This window comes from Pseudoalteromonas sp. Of7M-16, assembly GCF_022347805.1.
GTDB lineage: Bacteria > Pseudomonadota > Gammaproteobacteria > Enterobacterales > Alteromonadaceae > Pseudoalteromonas > Pseudoalteromonas luteoviolacea_F.
This window is the reverse complement of sequence record NZ_JAKRFY010000030.1, coordinates 20,146-35,971: the sequence shown is the minus strand read 5'-3', so window position 1 is coordinate 35,971 and position 15,826 is coordinate 20,146. Positions and strand designations below refer to the sequence as shown.

The 15,826-nt window shown below is 41.0% G+C and carries 12 protein-coding genes; 7 read left to right on the top strand and 5 right to left on the bottom strand.

Annotated elements, in window-relative coordinates; translation table 11 throughout:
* Positions 1-178: 178 nt before the first annotated feature.
* Genes MHN81_RS23425 through MHN81_RS23415 form a run of 3 tightly spaced genes read left to right on the top strand, consistent with a single transcriptional unit; the run spans position 179 to position 3,001 of the window.
* Complete coding sequence (locus MHN81_RS23425; protein ID WP_239426869.1) at positions 179-1,414, top strand: ParA family protein; 1,236 nt, start codon at positions 179-181, stop codon at positions 1,412-1,414.
* Positions 1,415-1,416: 2 nt separating this feature from the next.
* Entirely contained in the window at positions 1,417-2,391 is a 975-nt protein-coding gene (locus MHN81_RS23420) for a hypothetical protein (protein ID WP_239426868.1), read from the top strand.
* A gap of 58 nt (positions 2,392-2,449) precedes the next feature.
* Complete coding sequence (locus tag MHN81_RS23415; protein ID WP_239426867.1) at positions 2,450-3,001, top strand: pesticin C-terminus-like muramidase; 552 nt, start codon at positions 2,450-2,452, stop codon at positions 2,999-3,001.
* Between the two features lie 106 nt (positions 3,002-3,107).
* Here MHN81_RS23415 and tnpA read toward each other — a convergent pair whose 3' ends face one another.
* Positions 3,108-3,527 (bottom strand): IS200/IS605 family transposase, encoded by a 420-nt coding sequence (tnpA, locus tag MHN81_RS23410; protein ID WP_239426866.1) that lies wholly within the window; start codon positions 3,525-3,527, stop codon positions 3,108-3,110.
* A gap of 73 nt (positions 3,528-3,600) precedes the next feature.
* On the opposite strand from tnpA, the gene MHN81_RS23405 reads away from it, so the two are divergent.
* On the top strand, positions 3,601-4,701 hold the full coding sequence (locus tag MHN81_RS23405; RefSeq protein ID WP_239426865.1) for a transposase: 1,101 nt from the start codon (positions 3,601-3,603) through the stop codon (positions 4,699-4,701).
* 147 nt (positions 4,702-4,848) lie between these two features.
* On the opposite strand, the gene MHN81_RS23400 is transcribed toward MHN81_RS23405, so the two are convergent.
* Positions 4,849-5,001 carry a hypothetical protein gene (locus MHN81_RS23400; protein WP_239426864.1) on the bottom strand — a complete coding sequence of 51 codons (153 nt, stop codon included), beginning with the start codon at positions 4,999-5,001 and terminating at the stop codon, positions 4,849-4,851.
* A 132-nt stretch (positions 5,002-5,133) separates the two neighbouring features.
* Here MHN81_RS23400 and MHN81_RS23395 point away from each other — a divergent pair, with 132 nt between their 5' ends.
* The gene (locus MHN81_RS23395) at positions 5,134-5,367 is read left to right on the top strand and encodes a helix-turn-helix domain-containing protein (protein ID WP_239426863.1); all 234 of its coding nucleotides are present in this window, start codon (positions 5,134-5,136) and stop codon (positions 5,365-5,367) included.
* Positions 5,368-5,387: 20 nt separating this feature from the next.
* Here the strand turns inward: MHN81_RS23395 and MHN81_RS23390 are convergent, their stop codons facing one another.
* Positions 5,388-5,828: a hypothetical protein gene (locus MHN81_RS23390; RefSeq protein ID WP_239426862.1), complete on the bottom strand. Its 441-nt coding sequence runs from the start codon at positions 5,826-5,828 to the stop codon at positions 5,388-5,390.
* Between the two features lie 2 nt (positions 5,829-5,830).
* Positions 5,831-12,475, bottom strand: coding sequence for a helicase-related protein (locus MHN81_RS23385; protein WP_239426861.1), 6,645 nt, complete (start codon positions 12,473-12,475; stop codon positions 5,831-5,833).
* Between the two features lie 69 nt (positions 12,476-12,544).
* Between MHN81_RS23385 and MHN81_RS23380 the strand changes: the two genes are divergently transcribed.
* Together MHN81_RS23380 and MHN81_RS23375 are read left to right on the top strand one after the other, a co-directional pair.
* Positions 12,545-14,164 carry a hypothetical protein gene (locus tag MHN81_RS23380; protein ID WP_239426860.1) on the top strand — a complete coding sequence of 540 codons (1,620 nt, stop codon included), beginning with the start codon at positions 12,545-12,547 and terminating at the stop codon, positions 14,162-14,164.
* An 11-nt stretch (positions 14,165-14,175) separates the two neighbouring features.
* The gene (locus tag MHN81_RS23375) at positions 14,176-15,084 is read left to right on the top strand and encodes a hypothetical protein (RefSeq protein WP_239426859.1); all 909 of its coding nucleotides are present in this window, start codon (positions 14,176-14,178) and stop codon (positions 15,082-15,084) included.
* A gap of 277 nt (positions 15,085-15,361) precedes the next feature.
* Here MHN81_RS23375 and MHN81_RS23370 read toward each other — a convergent pair whose 3' ends face one another.
* Positions 15,362-15,781: a hypothetical protein gene (locus MHN81_RS23370; protein ID WP_239426858.1), complete on the bottom strand. Its 420-nt coding sequence runs from the start codon at positions 15,779-15,781 to the stop codon at positions 15,362-15,364.
* Positions 15,782-15,826: the final 45 nt, after the last annotated feature.

Here is a 15,826-nt window from a genome sequence, read left to right as displayed (position 1 = left end):
ATATAGAAGGGTCACAGCTTACTCACAAAATCTGTGGATAAAAAATCTTCAATTATTTTCAATCTTTAATTGCATAACCAAAACTAAAAACATAAACTAAATGAAAATTTAAGTTCTGCGCCAAAATTTCACTATAGAACTTAAAAATAACTTAAAGGATAATTTTTAGGATTTGGTCATGATTACAGAATCTTTAGCTAAAACAATTCAAAAGATTGAAAATGAAGTTAACAACTATCAATTGCTGGCTGAGCAAGCCAAGTCAAAAGAGGAAATTTCAAACTTAATTTTAAATCACTCTAAGCCAGCCTCAGAAGTTGCTGAGCTACTTGGAATGAATCACGTAGCATTTAAAGATTTTGTAAATGAGTTGCGCGAAAGCGGCGAATTACCAGAAGTTTTAAAAATCTCAAACCAGTATAAATACACGCTTTATCATATTCATACACTGATGGAAAAGCGCGGTACGCCTGCATGGAGAGACAAGTTTAGCGACTGTGTGGTTACAGTTATCTCTAACCTTAAAGGTGGCACTGGTAAAACAACCACCTCTGTATCTATCGCAACAGCAGTATCTTTAGAGCTAATAAACAGAAAGCGTGTATTGCTCATTGATTTAGATCCGCAAGGCTCGCAAGCCAAACATGCAAACATTGACGTTGAAAATGATGCAACCATCTTAACAGCCGTAGATATTATGTTGGGTGATGAAGAGCCGGACAGCATCTATAATGCATTGAGAAAGAACGGACTTTCTCATAAAGACATCGTAAACAACTCATTGGTTGAAACGCATATACCTAATCTGTCTATTCTTCCGGCCTTTCCTGAAGATGAGCGCTTTAATAGTGCTGCATGGTTAAAAGTGCTAGAAAAAGCACAAAACGGCGGTGATACAGACATGGAAAGCTTGAGCCTACTAAAAACCAAAATCATTGATGTTGTGAAAGATGACTTTGACTTTATTTTTATCGACACAGCACCAACTATGAATCCGCTTGTGTGGTCTGCATTTGAAGCAGCAACAGGCATGTTGATCCCTTGTATGGCTCATGCACTGGATTGGGAGTCAACGCAAAAATTCATTAAAGCACTTCCTAGCACCTTTGAAAGCCTACCAAGTAAAGGTGAAAATATCGGCTGGTGGAAGGTGCTAGCAACTAACTATGAAGAAGAGTACAACCGAGACAAACACATCTTAGATAAGATGAAAGAGACTCTTGGCAGTGATTTACTAAATAACGTTATTCCTAGAAGTACCGCGTTTGAAAAAGCAGTACAGCAAGAATGCACTGTGTTTGATTTTAAGAAATCAGACAAGGTTGTACCAAACAAGCAACTTGATAAAGCGCAATTGCAGCTCAATGCCTGTGCAAGAGAATTAATGTTATACATTTCTGATGTGAGCAGTTAACAATGACAATCTATAATCCATACCAAAATAAAAATCGCGGCAAAGTTAAAGCTAATGCTTTAGCCGCGATCCAAGGCCAGCAATCAAAAATGACTTTGAAATCTGGCAAGGAAGTAACATTCAGAACGGTAGAAATACCAAGCGCTGAAATTGCAGAGAAAACTTTTAAATCGCCAACTAACAAGCGCTCAGAACAACACATTACAATTGGCTCTGTCATGGACATATTGCCAGAAATTAGAGAGCAAGGCAGAAATTCTGTTCATGCGTATGGTGTTGAACACCAAGACGGACGAATCGAAGTCTTAGCCGGTATGCGTAGACGTAAATGTGTTCAGCTTACAGAAAATGGCGTATTTGTTATTCTTGTTGCACCAGCAGACCAAGTATCTCACTCAGATAGAAAGTCGCTAACGTCTATCGCTGATACGTATGAAGAGCCGAGCATTATAGATCTTGGCTTTTCCATGCTTGAAATGAAGCGCAACAGCCAAGAAAAGCTAAACCAAGAAAAGCTAGCTGAGTTATTTGAAGTGAGCACAGGCCGCGTGTCAGAAGCAATGAGCTTTGCTGAAAAGCTACCGGATGACCTATACAGCCTATTTCCTTCGCTTGGTGCGATTAGTCACAGGTTCTTACGTGATTGCTTAAAGCTATACAAAGAAGCTGAGCAAGCATTTAGAGGTCAGTTAGATAAAGCGATCCGTGATGGTCTACGTATCACTGTAAATGAAGATACCAGCAAAGACGATTTAAAACTGGCAACAAAGCAGTTAGAAACAAAGCTATTGGCTATGTTTAAGTCGGATAAGCCAGTACAAGAAAAAACATCAAGCAAAAGCGTGTGGGATGACAAACCACTTAAAAAAGGCGCATCGGTAAAAGTGGCGAAAAGTGGTGCTGTGACATTGAAGTTAGACAAGCACATTGATGAAGCAACGCAAAAGAAAATCCTCAAACTGCTACAAGACGCTTAACCGCGCTTTAATCTAGCGTAAATATGGTCCTCATATCATCTAGTGAGGACCAATTAACATGCCAATCAACCTATCATTCATTCAAGAGCTAGAAGGCAACAAATTAGCAGGTTACGTGCCTGATCCTGAAAACTCAAAAAGCGGTGTTACTATCGCGTGTGGCTTTGACCTTGGTCAGCGTTCAATTGATTGCTTAATGGGCTTAACACCTGATTTAATTCAAAAGCTAGAACCCTACCTACAGTTAAAAGGCCAAGAAGCCGCAAAAGCGCTAGACGAAACGCCGCTAGTAATAAGTAAAAATGACTCAAAAGTCATTAACCTACTTGCACATGGCGAAGCAACAGACAGGCTAAGACGCGCTTACAACCAAGCAACCGCTGAAGATTTTGATTTATTAGATGAGCAAGTGGCAACCGTGATCGCCTCAGTCGCATATCAGTATGGTGACTTAGCACTTAAAACGCCTAACTTTTGGCGGCAAATTATTACTAAAGACTATACAGCCGCATTAAAGAATTTACGTGATTTTGGTGATAGATACCGAACAAGACGCAACAAAGAGGCTGATTTATTAGAAGGCTGGCTTATTGATCAAGGATTGGTATAAACTAAAAAGGCAGTGGTAGCCGCCACTGCCTTTTTAATTATCAATTAAACCGTAAAACCCCTATATTCATGTAGGGGATACAAGGTATTACCGCAAAGCGGTAACGTTACGATGGTCTATTCTGTTGCTCAATGTATTTTGTGAGCATATCCAAAGGAGCACCACCACAAGAACCCGCAAAATAACTAGGCGACCAAAGAGCACCATTCCATAGATAACGGCGTATCATTGGATATTCTTTTCTCATTAACCTAGAGCTTACACCTTTGAGCGAGTTTATCAGCTTGCTAAGTTGAACCTTTGGAGGGTATTCAATGAGAATGTGAACGTTATCAGTTTCACCATTGAACTCCGCTAGGTTAACCTCAAAGTCTTGGCAAACCTCTTTCAATATCTGTTCTAGTCGTTTCAGCATATCGTCATTAAACACCTTTCGTCTGTATTTCGTAACGAATACTAAATGAGCATGTAAGGCACTGACACAGTGCCTACCTTTTCGCACTTGCTGTTCATGTTTGCGTGCCATAAATGTAATTAGACCAATTATTGAAATGCTTTCTAAGGCTTGTATACTAGCACATGGAAAGAGGATAGGCCAAATGACATTAAGAGCTTACAAATACAGGTTTTACCCAAACAGCGAGCAGGTAGAAATGCTTGAACATACGTTTGGATGCGTCCGTTTTGTGTATAATAATGCGTTGGCTTTCTCTAAAGAACAGTATGAACAGGGTAATAAAACCAACTTTTCAGATTGGAATAAAAACCTTACTCAGTTGAAGAAGAATCCAGATTTTGATTGGCTTAAAAAGGTTTCTAGCGTTCCATTACAACAATCATTGAGACACTTAGACAAGGCGTTTAAGGCGTTTTTCAAGTCTGGATTTGGATACCCTAAATTTAAAAGTAAGCGCAACAAGCAATCAGCTTGCTATATGTCGAACTCTTTTAAATGGGATGCTAAAACTAATTCCATGACACTGGCAAAGACGAAGCAGCCATTAAAAATAAAATGGTCACGCTCATTTGTTGGTGCTCCATCGTCTTGTTACATTTCAAAAACCAAAGCGGGAAAATATTACATTTCAATTCTAGTTGAAGAAGAAATTTGTAAATTACCAGAATCAACAAAAACCATTGGTGTTGATTTAGGAATCAAAGACGTTGCTATTTGTTCCGATTCGCTAACTTTTAGCAATCCAAGAACAACCAAGAAGTATGAGCGTAAACTAGCCAAAGAACAGCGTAAACTTGCTAGAAAAATTAAGGGATCTAATAATTTCAGAAAACAACGCTCAAAGGTAGCCAAGATTCACGAAAAGATTTCTAACGTGCGTTCTGACTTTACACACAAAATGACAGCTAAACTTGTAAACGAAAACCAAGTGATTTGTTTAGAGTCATTAAAAGTTAAGAACATGGTTAAAAATAAGAAGTTAGCAAAGCATATTTTGGATGCTAACTTTGGTGAGATCGAACGGCAGTTACAATACAAATCAGATTGGTATGGTCGAACTGTCTCTAAAATAGATCAGTGGTTTCCATCATCTAAAATGTGTTCTTGTTGTGGAGTTCTGTATTCTGGTAAATGGTCGCTTGCTATCCGTGAATGGACTTGTGAATGTGGCCAAAAGCATGATCGTGATCTAAATGCGGCTACTAATATTCACATTGAAGGTTTGCGATTACTAGTAGCCTAATAGATTTGTGGCGGTAGGAAATACCGACACGTTAAACGCTTGTAAGAGGTGATGTAAGACGTAATCAATCTAATGTTGATCGCTATTACCAATGACGACAAGAATCACCTTGCTTTAGCTAGGTGAGTTTCAACTTAGTTTAATTGTCTAAGCTGCGGTGTTAGCCGAAACCGCACCCTTTCTGCCGCTCTCTCTTACTCCCATTGCGCGTAAATTTTCTCTCACAGCCTTAAATGCAGCCTCTACGCCTTTATCTCTAGCCACAACCTTTGTAGCTTGCACTTGATTATTTGCTTTCATAAATCACCTTTAAGTTAATGGTTTAATTTGCGCGTTGCGCAACGCGCAAATTAAATATAATAGAACTTTGCAGTTTGCGCAATACGCAAATTACAGATATTATAAAAAAGAGTTAAAAATGAGGTTTAAGCTTTGCAGTTAAACGAATACATAAAACAAGAAATAGAAAAGCAAATGTCACTCAGTCAAGCAGCTAAAAAGATAGAGGTTAGTGCGAGTACGTTGACTAGGCTGTGTGGTGGTCAATCAAGCTTAACACCAGAAATGGCGGCGAAATTAGAGGCGCTAGGTTTGTGCTATAAGCAGTTGTTTGAAATGCAAAAAAATGAAAATATCGAGAAGGTAGATAAAATCCTCAACGGTTGAGGATTTTATCTTTTGGCAATTTAGGCAGGTTGCGCCTGCTTGGATTGCTTCAGCATTTCTTGAGAAATAGCGAGTTGCTCCATTTCTTCGTCTACCAAAATATAATCCAAACTTTCAGCTTCTTCAGTCGCAATTAAGTGCTCAGAACTTAGCAGGCAACCAGCGGCTAAACGTTGTTGCTGCATGGCAAATGCCGCACAGCAAACCAGTTCATCACTCGGTAATCTAAATTGCGTTAGCGTTTCAGTTTCTAGCTGCTTTCCGAAAAAGCTAATGCCAGCGTTCACAAGTAATGATTTTAATTGCCACCAATGCACACCAAAACTACGGTACTGCAATGGATTGCGCACAAGTGCTCTTGTTACACCGGATAAATACTCAATAACAAACTGCTCAGCACTGTCATGTTGTGATAGCGCCTCTTCTAATGTTGGTGTTAAGTTTTCTTGTGTAAAAGCCATCGTTATTCTCCAAATAATTCCATTAGTTGCGCCTTAGTTACGGCTTCTTTTCTGATAAACCACCAGCTATCAGGATAATCAGCGCTAGCATCTTTAGCATACTTATAATTACCTTTGCCAGCTAGCTCTTTCATTTCCTCTCTGTTTTCATACAGCGCACCATCAAAGCCAGCCGGATCATGTAAGCACCACACTTCGCCCGTTTCATACGTCACACCTTTGAAACGTCTAGAGCCTTTGATATGTATCTCTTTGTAGTTGGTTAGAACGGTTACACCATTGATTGTGCCATCATCACCAGTGCTTTCAATGGTGTCTTTAGCCTCTTGCGCTTTTTCTTGCTCTGCTGGTGGTTGAGGCGCATTTTCACGCTTTAAGCGCTCTAATGTGCGTTTAAACTCATCCGTTTGGTATGAGCGAACAAATTGAAAGGCTTGTTTCACTGAAGCTTGAATATCGCTATAAGTCGATCTAATGTCGAGTCGTTTAATGTCACTATACAAAGCGGCAATTAAATCATCTTCATCTAATCCTTTGTAAGCACTTAACGCGGTTTCAGGCTTCATGAGTTTGTATCTGTCATCTTCATTCATGGACCACACAGCATCAGACACAAGCGCTTCTAATCGAGGTAGTGCAGTTTCCAAGTCTTGCGCATAAAAGATACTGACTCTTTGCTTTCTTAGCGTGTTCTTACGCTCTTCTTCAGATTGATTGCGAGCAAGCGCCTTTGCTACTTCTGTATCAATTCGCTTAGCCATGGCTTTTTTAAATGCAGAGACATTATCCACGCCTTCAGGCGTTTTTATGTCTTCTAAGTTGCGCTCAAACTCACGCTTTAACAGCCATTCTGAAGTACCTGTTAGCTCAGCTAAAAATGACTCATTGGTTAACAGTTCAGAGACATGCTTTTGCACCCAATCAGAAATTTGCTTTTCGGTGGCCTGTGTACCGTATGATTCAACAGTCGAAACAAAACCAGCTCCGTACAAGTGAGTAAGTAGATCTCGAAGGCCATAGCGGTTTAATGACTCACGATCACTTAACAACCATTGCGCCACTTCTTTTAAAAGTGTCTTGTCTGTATTGTCAGGATAAATGAAAGTATCACTGTCACTGCGGTTATAATTAGGTCCACTTTCTATAACAAAGCCATTCTCAGTGCGCTTTAAAATCGAGTCCTTAAACTTCAATTCATCCGATTTTAGGAATTGGTAGTATTGCTCACGATTAAGTGTTTTCTGTATCTCTGAGTAATCCAAGTTGTTTAATAGCTTTTGCTTTATTTCAGCTTCAGACTTCGTATAGCTGGTTAGTTTACCAAGCTCATCAACAGGCACAGTGAAAGAGCCACCTACAGTAGCACTGCCCCACGATTTATCGCTAAATAAAACCGTTGTTGTAACCTGTTTTAAGTTCAAGTCTATGCTTTGCACTTCTAACAATCGGTTGTAGATGTATGGGTTGCGCGTAGAGCCTGTTACTTCTTTATGCTCGTAAATGTCACCTTCTTTGATAACACGGCCATTATGCAACATCATTTTGTGCGCTTCAGTTAATAACGTTTCATCTGCGCCGGACACCAAACCGTCTTTAATGGCCTGCTCGACTTGTGGCTTTAACTGCTTAAACTTAGATAGGCTCTTTTTAAGTCTACCTTGGACCTGAGACAATGATTTAACTTGCGTAGCAATCTGTTTGAGTTCACTGGCAATCTGTGCGCGATCAGATTTATATTTGGCTATGTCTGAGGCGCTAGCATAGTAGCTGTTCATACTTCTAAGCTTTTGCTCAAGTTCACTGTCTTGGTGCTTCAGCTCAACACGTTTAGCCTGTAATGTTTTAAGCTGCTCTGTCAGTGATTCTTCAGACCATTGCGCATCATGTGAAGCTTTAATGAAGTTCGCCACATCAACCGTAGCAATGCGTTTTTTCTCGGTTTTAATCTTCGCTTCTTTAATGCGTTTAGCTTTAGCATCACGCGCTGCGCGTTCTTCAGGATTAGCAGCAAGTAACAGGCTCATTTCTTCGGCGCTGGCTACTGCATCGCCATTTTCCATTTTTTCCTTGTCTGACTTGAAGATCTCATCCATCCATCCGGCTTTTCGTTTGAGTGCTTTTAAGCGGAACTCATCAAAAGAGCCACTACCACAGTAGTAATAGACTTTCATTTTGTCAGATTTAGAGCCAACACGCGCACCGCGTCCATTTCTTTGCTTAATGCTAGCTGGTGTCCATGGCAATGTTAGATGGTGCGTTGCGGCTGTACCATGGTGTAGGTTAATGCCGACCTCCGCCTTTTTATTGGCAATGACAATTTTGGTTTTACCTTCATTGTACGCCTTGGCTATGGCCTCTAAACCTGCCTCTTGATCATCTGCTTTGCTTTTGCCTGCCACCGTATCAGCATTGATAATGCCAATCTCAGAAAGCTTCATATCGAGCTGGTGGCTAAGTAAACGCCTTAGCTTATTGTGTTGTGTTTTCTCTTCAGTAAAGACAATTTGCTTACCTTCTTTGAGTCCTGTGCGGATATTTTCAATTAGCGCCGCGTATTTCGGGCTAATCGGGTGCGTGATCTCTTCTTCTTTGACATCAAACTTACTCAGCGCTTTAATCATTAGCGCTTCGTATGCCTCATGCACCACCAGCGTTATAGTCTCGCCGTTTTCGGTGATTTTAGCGCGGTGCGCAACTTCGACTTTTAACGCTTCTTTTTGCGATAACTCATCATCTTTACCTGCTTTGGTTTCTTTAATGACTAGCGTGTCAGGTAAAGTTTCAACAGCCTGCTTTACTGCATCAAGGTTTTTAGCAGGTAACACAAAGGTCATGGTTTTATTGTAAAGATCTAGGTCCGTAGCCACACGGTCCATATCTCGAATAATGCCAAAAATCGTATCACCATTTGGCACATCAACTAGCATTTCCTCGCCATCAGGCAATTCAATGGTTTTCTGTATGACCTCTTCGTTTAACTGATCGGCACGTTCACGCAATTCTTCGTAAATGTTTTGCTGCTCTTCAGACAGATCAACATCGACTTGATGCTCTTCAAGCTTAGGAATTTTTACCGTGTTGTTAACGTCCTTTATGTCTTTGAGGTTAACCCAACGATGGAACAAGGAACGCAAAGCGGTTAAGTTTTTAAAGCCTACAAGCGCTTCTTGCTCTTCGACTTCGCCGGATAGCTTTGTGATTTGCTCAATGGCGGTTTCACCGTACTGCTCTATGAAATCATCCACATCAACAATGCCAAGCTGCATCCACTCTTCCGGTGAAAGAATAAGAGAGAGCATGTTATAAATATCAGTCGGACTATTCACCGTTGGCGTAGCTGTCAGCAGGTAAGTACCACGACCACCATTTTTGCGGCGTAGGTATTCAGATTTAAGCGCCATATCCACAGCTACATCAGAACTAGGCGCGGTTGGTAGGTAAGCTAACTTAGAGGACTTAAAGCCTGCCGCATAGCTGTTACGGTAGTTATGGCCTTCATCAGCTACAATCGTATCAAAGCCCATGTCTTCAAAGTACGGAACATCATCATACTTCTTCGTACCAACATCAGCATACTTAGCTTTAAAGTTTTCGTTTTTCTGTGCTTCTTTGTAATTCTTAGCAGCGGTTTCGTACTTACCCTTTAATGCACCAACACTTACACGCTCCATAACATGCGCCTCAACTGACTCAGGGCGCATAGGTAACTTAGAAAACTGCTCCTTGGTTAAGATCACGGTTTGATAGTTAGAGTGCGGTATTTTTTGAAGCTGCTTTTTAATGGTTTTAGCATCCGTGATCACTTTGATTTTATCGCGCTTGATCACCTGTCCGTTTACTTCATTGATTTTAGGCTCGCCATGCTCATCTAAAACCGTTTCTTGTACCACTTCGCCATTATCATCGCGGATAATTTCGATAGCAGGAAACAGTACCTTTTCCATGCCATTTTTACCGTAAAACGCTTTAGCTTCGTGATACCAGTTTTCTAACACCGCTTTAGGAATAACAACCGCTGTACGTTTAGAACGGCCCATTTCAGTATTAAAGGAAATCAAACCATAGGCTGTAAGTGTTTTACCAAGACCAGTACCAAAACCAACAATACCACGACCATCTTCAGAGGCGCGGCGAATAGCTGAGTTTTGATAGCTAAGCAGCTTAATATCGCCAGAGACATTTTTAAGACCTAAGTCATGCTCTGAGTGCTCAAACGCAATATAGCCGTTATGAATATCATTGTAGCTATCCACAATGTCGTCTATATCGTCATGCTGGCGCATCCAATCTGCAAATTGGCGCTCAACAACTTTGATACGCTCTTTATAACGTGCTGCGGCTGATTTGTTCTTAGAACGGACAGAAACACCATTAAGATGATTCTCTAACTGTCTTTCAAACGCAATTTTTTGGTTAGTCGGGCGCTTTTGACCGTTTTTATGCATGGTATAACCTGCAAAAATTCCGTCTTGGCCTTCGTATTCATCGTTGATGTAAGACTCGCCGCTTTCATCCTCTTGCGTCTTGATATAGCTAAAGTCTTCATAGCCGTTTTCTTGTAAGAACTCTAAAACGTACTTACGACTAAACCACTTCGCATTAAGTGAGAACTCAATCTCTTTATCTGTATTGCGTTTTCTCTTAGCTTCAATCTGTTTTAATTGGCGCTCATAGTTTGCAATGATGTGTGGATCGCTTGCTTGGCTCATGGCCTCTTTAATCTGTGCAACCGTTTTAACAACGTTTCCGCTGGTGGCGCGGTCCATTGGCATTAAGTTACCGTCCGGTGTGATGGCGATACCGTCCATCTTGGCAACATCAGTTAAAGATTTTGGTTTGTCAGGTCCGGTATATAGGCGCTCAAACTCTTCAAATGGCACAGGATTTAAGTCATATCGAGCATGTAAATGCGTAATCACTTGTTGCGCATCATCGGTCTGAAATTCAACGGTTTCTGATACGTCTAACGTGCCTTTTAATAAATCGCTAAAATCGCCTTTTGTATCAGTGGCGCTAGCAAACGCATTCCAAGCATTCGCATTTCTACCAGTAAGCAATGCAAACGGCTCTTTTGCTGCGATACCATGGCGCTCAATCTCTGCACTAACTAACTCTCTGAGTCTTGCCGCTTGCGCTGGTGGTACTGAGCGCATTTGAGTAGAGATATTTGATAGGTCCGTGATCAACTCACCAATTAAAGCGCCTCTAAAGATGCGCGTGTGGTGCTTTGGATTTTGAGCGATTGCAAACTTATATAAATCAAGCGTTCTTCGAGCACTATCAGAGTTATGGAAAAGATATTCAAAATCTTCAGCTAGCTTTTCAAATTGGCTGAAATCTAGCTTTAAAATTTCTTCAGGACCACCAGCAATAACAGCGCTTGCCTCTTGCACACTCGCAACGCCATACACTGATTTATCAATATCTGATGTCACACTGTTACGTTGCTGCAATTGCCACTGACCATCCATGTATTCATGCCAGCGACCATTGATTTTCTTTCTATCACCTTCGACATGTAGGCGAATAACAGGTTTAGCGACATTAACGAGATCATAATCAATGCGACTATCGAAGCGGCGAGCAAGCTTAGCTTGTATTGCTTTTTGGTTAATAGTGCCGTTGGCTTTAACTGTCTCAGAAAAACCGCCAAATTGGTTTTTAACTTTATCTACAGTGCCGTGAATAAACTTTTTACCTTCACTGGTTTGAAACCATTTTCCGGTAATAAATGGCGCGTATAAAACATTGGCTTCTTCAAGTGTTTTATCCGGTAAATTAGCGATAGTTTCAAGCAGCTCTTCAGAGTGTTTTTTAAGTACGATAACGTCTGTTACAACATCAGTACCATTGTTTTTAAACACACCAGAAGGCAGGCGATGAGCACCTAAAAATTCCGCTTTTCGGCTGATGTCTTCACGCCAGTTTGACCACGATTTTCTATTGATAATTTGAGTCGGAACAACGCAACAAATTAAGCCGTTATGCTTAACCATATCAATCATTCGCGTGATGAAATATCGCTCTAACTCTTCAATGTCTTGATACTCAGGATCAGCATACGCCGTAGGTCGTTTATCACCAAAAGGCACGTTTCCGGTAAAGGCATCAAACATACCTTCGGTTGCGATTTGTGTCAGTTGCTCGAAAGTTTTATTAAAAATTTTATCTTCGGGGTGTAAAAGCTGGTTGATCTGGCTACTTGTAGCGTCCATTTCGCTGGCTGTGATGTTCGTATTACGCGGTTTAGTACCGTTAAACACACCAGCACCAGCGCTCGGTTCACCTGTTACACCACCATCAAAACCATTAACCGCCATTGCATCCCAAATCGAAGAGGCTAACCATTCCGGCGTATAATATTCATGGACCGAACCACCAATACCACCTTTACCGCTGTAGCGTTTTAGCACTTCACGGTCTTCTTCAGTTAATAGCGTGTGGTCATCGCCAACACGATCTAGCACTTCTCTTGCTGATTTGTTCGCCGCAAGGCGTTTTGTTTTTGTGCCTTTCTCTAAACCATAGTTAACAACATGCTCGTTGTTATCGAGATTCAGGATTAATTCTGATAATTCTGATGCGGTGGCGCTCTGCTCTATTGCAGACATTACACCTATAGCCACATCGGATAAATCTAGCCTCATTTTTGCTTCTCCGCGCTTTAATCTAGCGCTAGATTGGCGAAAGATTAAAGCTCGGTTAAATAAAAAGGCATGGCAAAAGACAAAAAAACACCAAAGCTGCTCAGCCAGCTTGCGCAAGCGTTTAAAGGCTACAGCCCTGAAGATCAGCACAATGATAATGTGCCGCTCAGCAGTGCAGAAACAGCCGGAACGTCTTTTTTGCCACAATCTGCCAAAAATACAGACACACAATCAGCGATAGCGTCTAATGCCATTGCTGCAAGTCGCATCAACTTATTAGATGTCAGTCGCGCTGAGCGTTATCCGATTTTACAGCAGATGTCAGATGAGCCTATTTTAGACTCCGGCATAAAAATGCATTTAGCTCATGCGCTAAGCAGTTCCAATGAGGACGGTTCAATCTTCAGTATTGAAACCAAAGAGCCAGCGTATGTTGATGTTGTCACAGAGTTAAACCAGACCATTCAAAGCTTAGTCAGAGAGCATGTGGCTGGGTGGAGTTATCTAGCCTCGGTCCATGGTGCGCATTATGTCAGGCCATACTATGAAAGTGGCAAAGGTATCACGCGCATTGAGTCCAGTTATTACACGTTAGCGAGTAACATTGTCGAGTTTGAGCGCGGCGGTCTATGTGCAGGCTTTACTAGCATGAATATGCTAAGCGAAGAGAAAAGCAGACAGGTACTTGCTGAACCTTGGAAAATGGTAGCACTTAAAATTGGCGCATCTAAATTGCGCGTTGATGCACCACCACTTAATCACACAGGCAAAGAACACACCTTGTTTGATGATAATTTCCAAGAGCAAATATTAGAAACGCAAAATTACGGCTCTAGTATGCTGGCTGGCTGTTATGAGCCTTGGAATGATATGCGCGATGGTTTACGTGCATTGCGTGGTAGTCGTGAAAACTCAGGCCGTATTGATAGATATATGACCGTAGGGATGGATGGCCTTAGTCCACTCGCCGCCGCACAAAATATGCAGATGGTCGGTGGTCAGCTTAAAAAAGACATACAAAAGGCACGTAACAAAGCAGAAAGGCAAGGCATAGTGCCGACCATACTAACTTCACTTATTCCAAGTCTTGCAGGTAAAGGAGGTATAACCGTAGATAGCCAAGTTATGCCAGCAGACATACAGCACATTGAAGATATTATGTTTCACCTAAAAAGAGCCTGTGCAAACTTAGGTTTAGATGTGTCTTTACTTGGTTGGGGCGATCTAATGTCAGGCGGTTTAGGTGATGGCGGTTTTTTCAGGACCAGTATTCAGGCCGCTATTAGAGCAAATGAGGTGCGTGATGCGGTCACTGCAATGATATTGCGCCTTGTCGATATTCACATGATCTTCAAATACGGCAAGACATTTACAGATAAAAGTAAAATCTACGTCAAGTATCACTCACTAAACACAGCCATTGAGCAAGAGAAGGCAAGCGCCATGCTAACACGCGCCGAACATGCATCAGCGGTGGCAACGGTCCTAGATATGATTGACTCAAGACCGGACGCGGTTAAACGCTGGCTTATGACTGACTCACTCAGTATGGATGATGAGCTGGTGGAAAAGATTTTAAAAGATGCAAAGCAAAGTGGTGATAGTCAGCAATTTGAAAGCATCGAGCATATTAGAGACTTAGCGCGTTCAGCAGCTAAAGAAGAATTTGATTCACTGTTAAGTGTTTAAGGTAAAGTATTATGAAAGATGTCAGCGGAACGATTGATTTAGCAAAGCATGGTCGCACCAAGCACAACAACCGACCATATTTAATCAAAGCGGTGCAGAAAATTATCGCATCCGATACGGTTCAAGAAGAGATCCAGTTAGGTGAAATGTTCGGTTACTTTGGTCATGGTATACGCGCTATGACAGGCAAGATGAAACCAAGCGAAGTTGAGTTTATTAATGTAAACGGAAAGATGGTAAAGGTTGATGTCGAGCCATCGAATTATTGTTTAGATGTAAGCTGTTCAGATGAAGGTATTATCACGCATAAGCAACGCATTTTAGATACAAGTTCAGGCAAGCAAGTTCAGGCAATGCATGATGGAAAAACTGGCGGCTGGTCGTGGGCCACCAGCGGCAAGCCACATGCTATTAACGTGCTGGCTGGTTTTGATTATGTAAAACAGCCAAGCTACATTGATGTAGATAAACAAGCCATGTTTGAGTCAATTCAAGACTTCACAAGCTTTGAAAGTGCAGACGAATATCAGATGATGTTAGAGTCATTACATGCGCAAAATCAGCAGCAAATTACACTCACTGATATAACGCTAGAAAAGCTGATGTTAGAGGAAATGGTAAAGGACTCAGACGCGCTAAATAACGCACGTAAAGACTACATGTTAGAGTGTGTAAATTCATTGCCTGTTATCATGACAGAAGCGCAAAAAAATTCACTGGTAAATATGACTACTCAGCATGACAAAGAAGTCGTTATTCAGATGTTTGAATCCATTGCAGCAGACCAAAGAACACTACCATCAAAAACACAAATTTCAGACGCATTAAGCGGTGCGCCAAGCGCCAATAAACAGCAGAATGAAAGTATGGAGTTTGAGTTGGTTGGAGCGCCTAGAAACGGCAATAATTTATATGGATAATAAAATCCTCAACGGTTGAAGATTTTTACTCACTGAAGTTGAAGAAAAACAGCGGTGTTACAAACCGCTGTTTTTATTGTCTTTTTCAAAATCCTCAACGGTTGAGGATTCTTTTATATGCTCTTTTATTAGCTTTAACTTGTTATTGCAGCTTAATAGCTTTTCTTGCAATTCAACATGACCGTATACCACATCTTTCCACGTAAAAAAGTCTAATTTCTTTACGTCTTCTTGGTCCAGTAAATAGCTTGGTATTTGCTGGTGGATATACTCTTTTTTAATAACTATATTTGGTGGCTGAGTTGATGAGCAAGCGCTTAACATTGTCAGGCAAATTACTATTAATACAGTCTTCATTTTTGGCCTCGTTAGAGATTCGATTTAGTACGTTTAAAGTGGATTGTTTTTGCTCTTTTTGAGCTGCTTCAAACTTCACAAAATCACTCATGCTGCGCTCATTAATTGAGAGCTGTTTTTCTAGCAAATCAGAGACTTTTTCCAACTGCTCATTGGCTGATTTATAGTGATCAATATGAGCGTTTAAAGTGGTAACAGTTTCATGCAATTCTTTCACTGCCTGCCTGTCTTTATCTCTTTGCTCTAAGTGCTCATTGATAACACTACTCACACTATGCACTGCATAAGACAAACAAGTAGCTATTGCTAAGCCTAAAAGCATCTTTGTTTTAAATAGCATGGTTACTATCCATTTAGTTAATCAAGTAACCAGTAAAGCGCTAGA

Coding starts and splice junctions, on each gene's coding strand:
- MHN81_RS23425 (WP_239426869.1), top strand. CDS start 179: ATGATTACAGAATCTTTAGCTAAAACAATTCAAAAGATTGAAAATGAA.
- MHN81_RS23420 (WP_239426868.1), top strand. CDS start 1,417: ATGACAATCTATAATCCATACCAAAATAAAAATCGCGGCAAAGTTAAA.
- MHN81_RS23415 (WP_239426867.1), top strand. CDS start 2,450: ATGCCAATCAACCTATCATTCATTCAAGAGCTAGAAGGCAACAAATTA.
- tnpA (WP_239426866.1), bottom strand. CDS start 3,527: ATGGCACGCAAACATGAACAGCAAGTGCGAAAAGGTAGGCACTGTGTC.
- MHN81_RS23405 (WP_239426865.1), top strand. CDS start 3,601: ATGACATTAAGAGCTTACAAATACAGGTTTTACCCAAACAGCGAGCAG.
- MHN81_RS23400 (WP_239426864.1), bottom strand. CDS start 5,001: ATGAAAGCAAATAATCAAGTGCAAGCTACAAAGGTTGTGGCTAGAGAT.
- MHN81_RS23390 (WP_239426862.1), bottom strand. CDS start 5,828: ATGGCTTTTACACAAGAAAACTTAACACCAACATTAGAAGAGGCGCTA.
- MHN81_RS23385 (WP_239426861.1), bottom strand. CDS start 12,475: ATGAGGCTAGATTTATCCGATGTGGCTATAGGTGTAATGTCTGCAATA.
- MHN81_RS23380 (WP_239426860.1), top strand. CDS start 12,545: ATGGCAAAAGACAAAAAAACACCAAAGCTGCTCAGCCAGCTTGCGCAA.
- MHN81_RS23375 (WP_239426859.1), top strand. CDS start 14,176: ATGAAAGATGTCAGCGGAACGATTGATTTAGCAAAGCATGGTCGCACC.
- MHN81_RS23370 (WP_239426858.1), bottom strand. CDS start 15,781: ATGCTATTTAAAACAAAGATGCTTTTAGGCTTAGCAATAGCTACTTGT.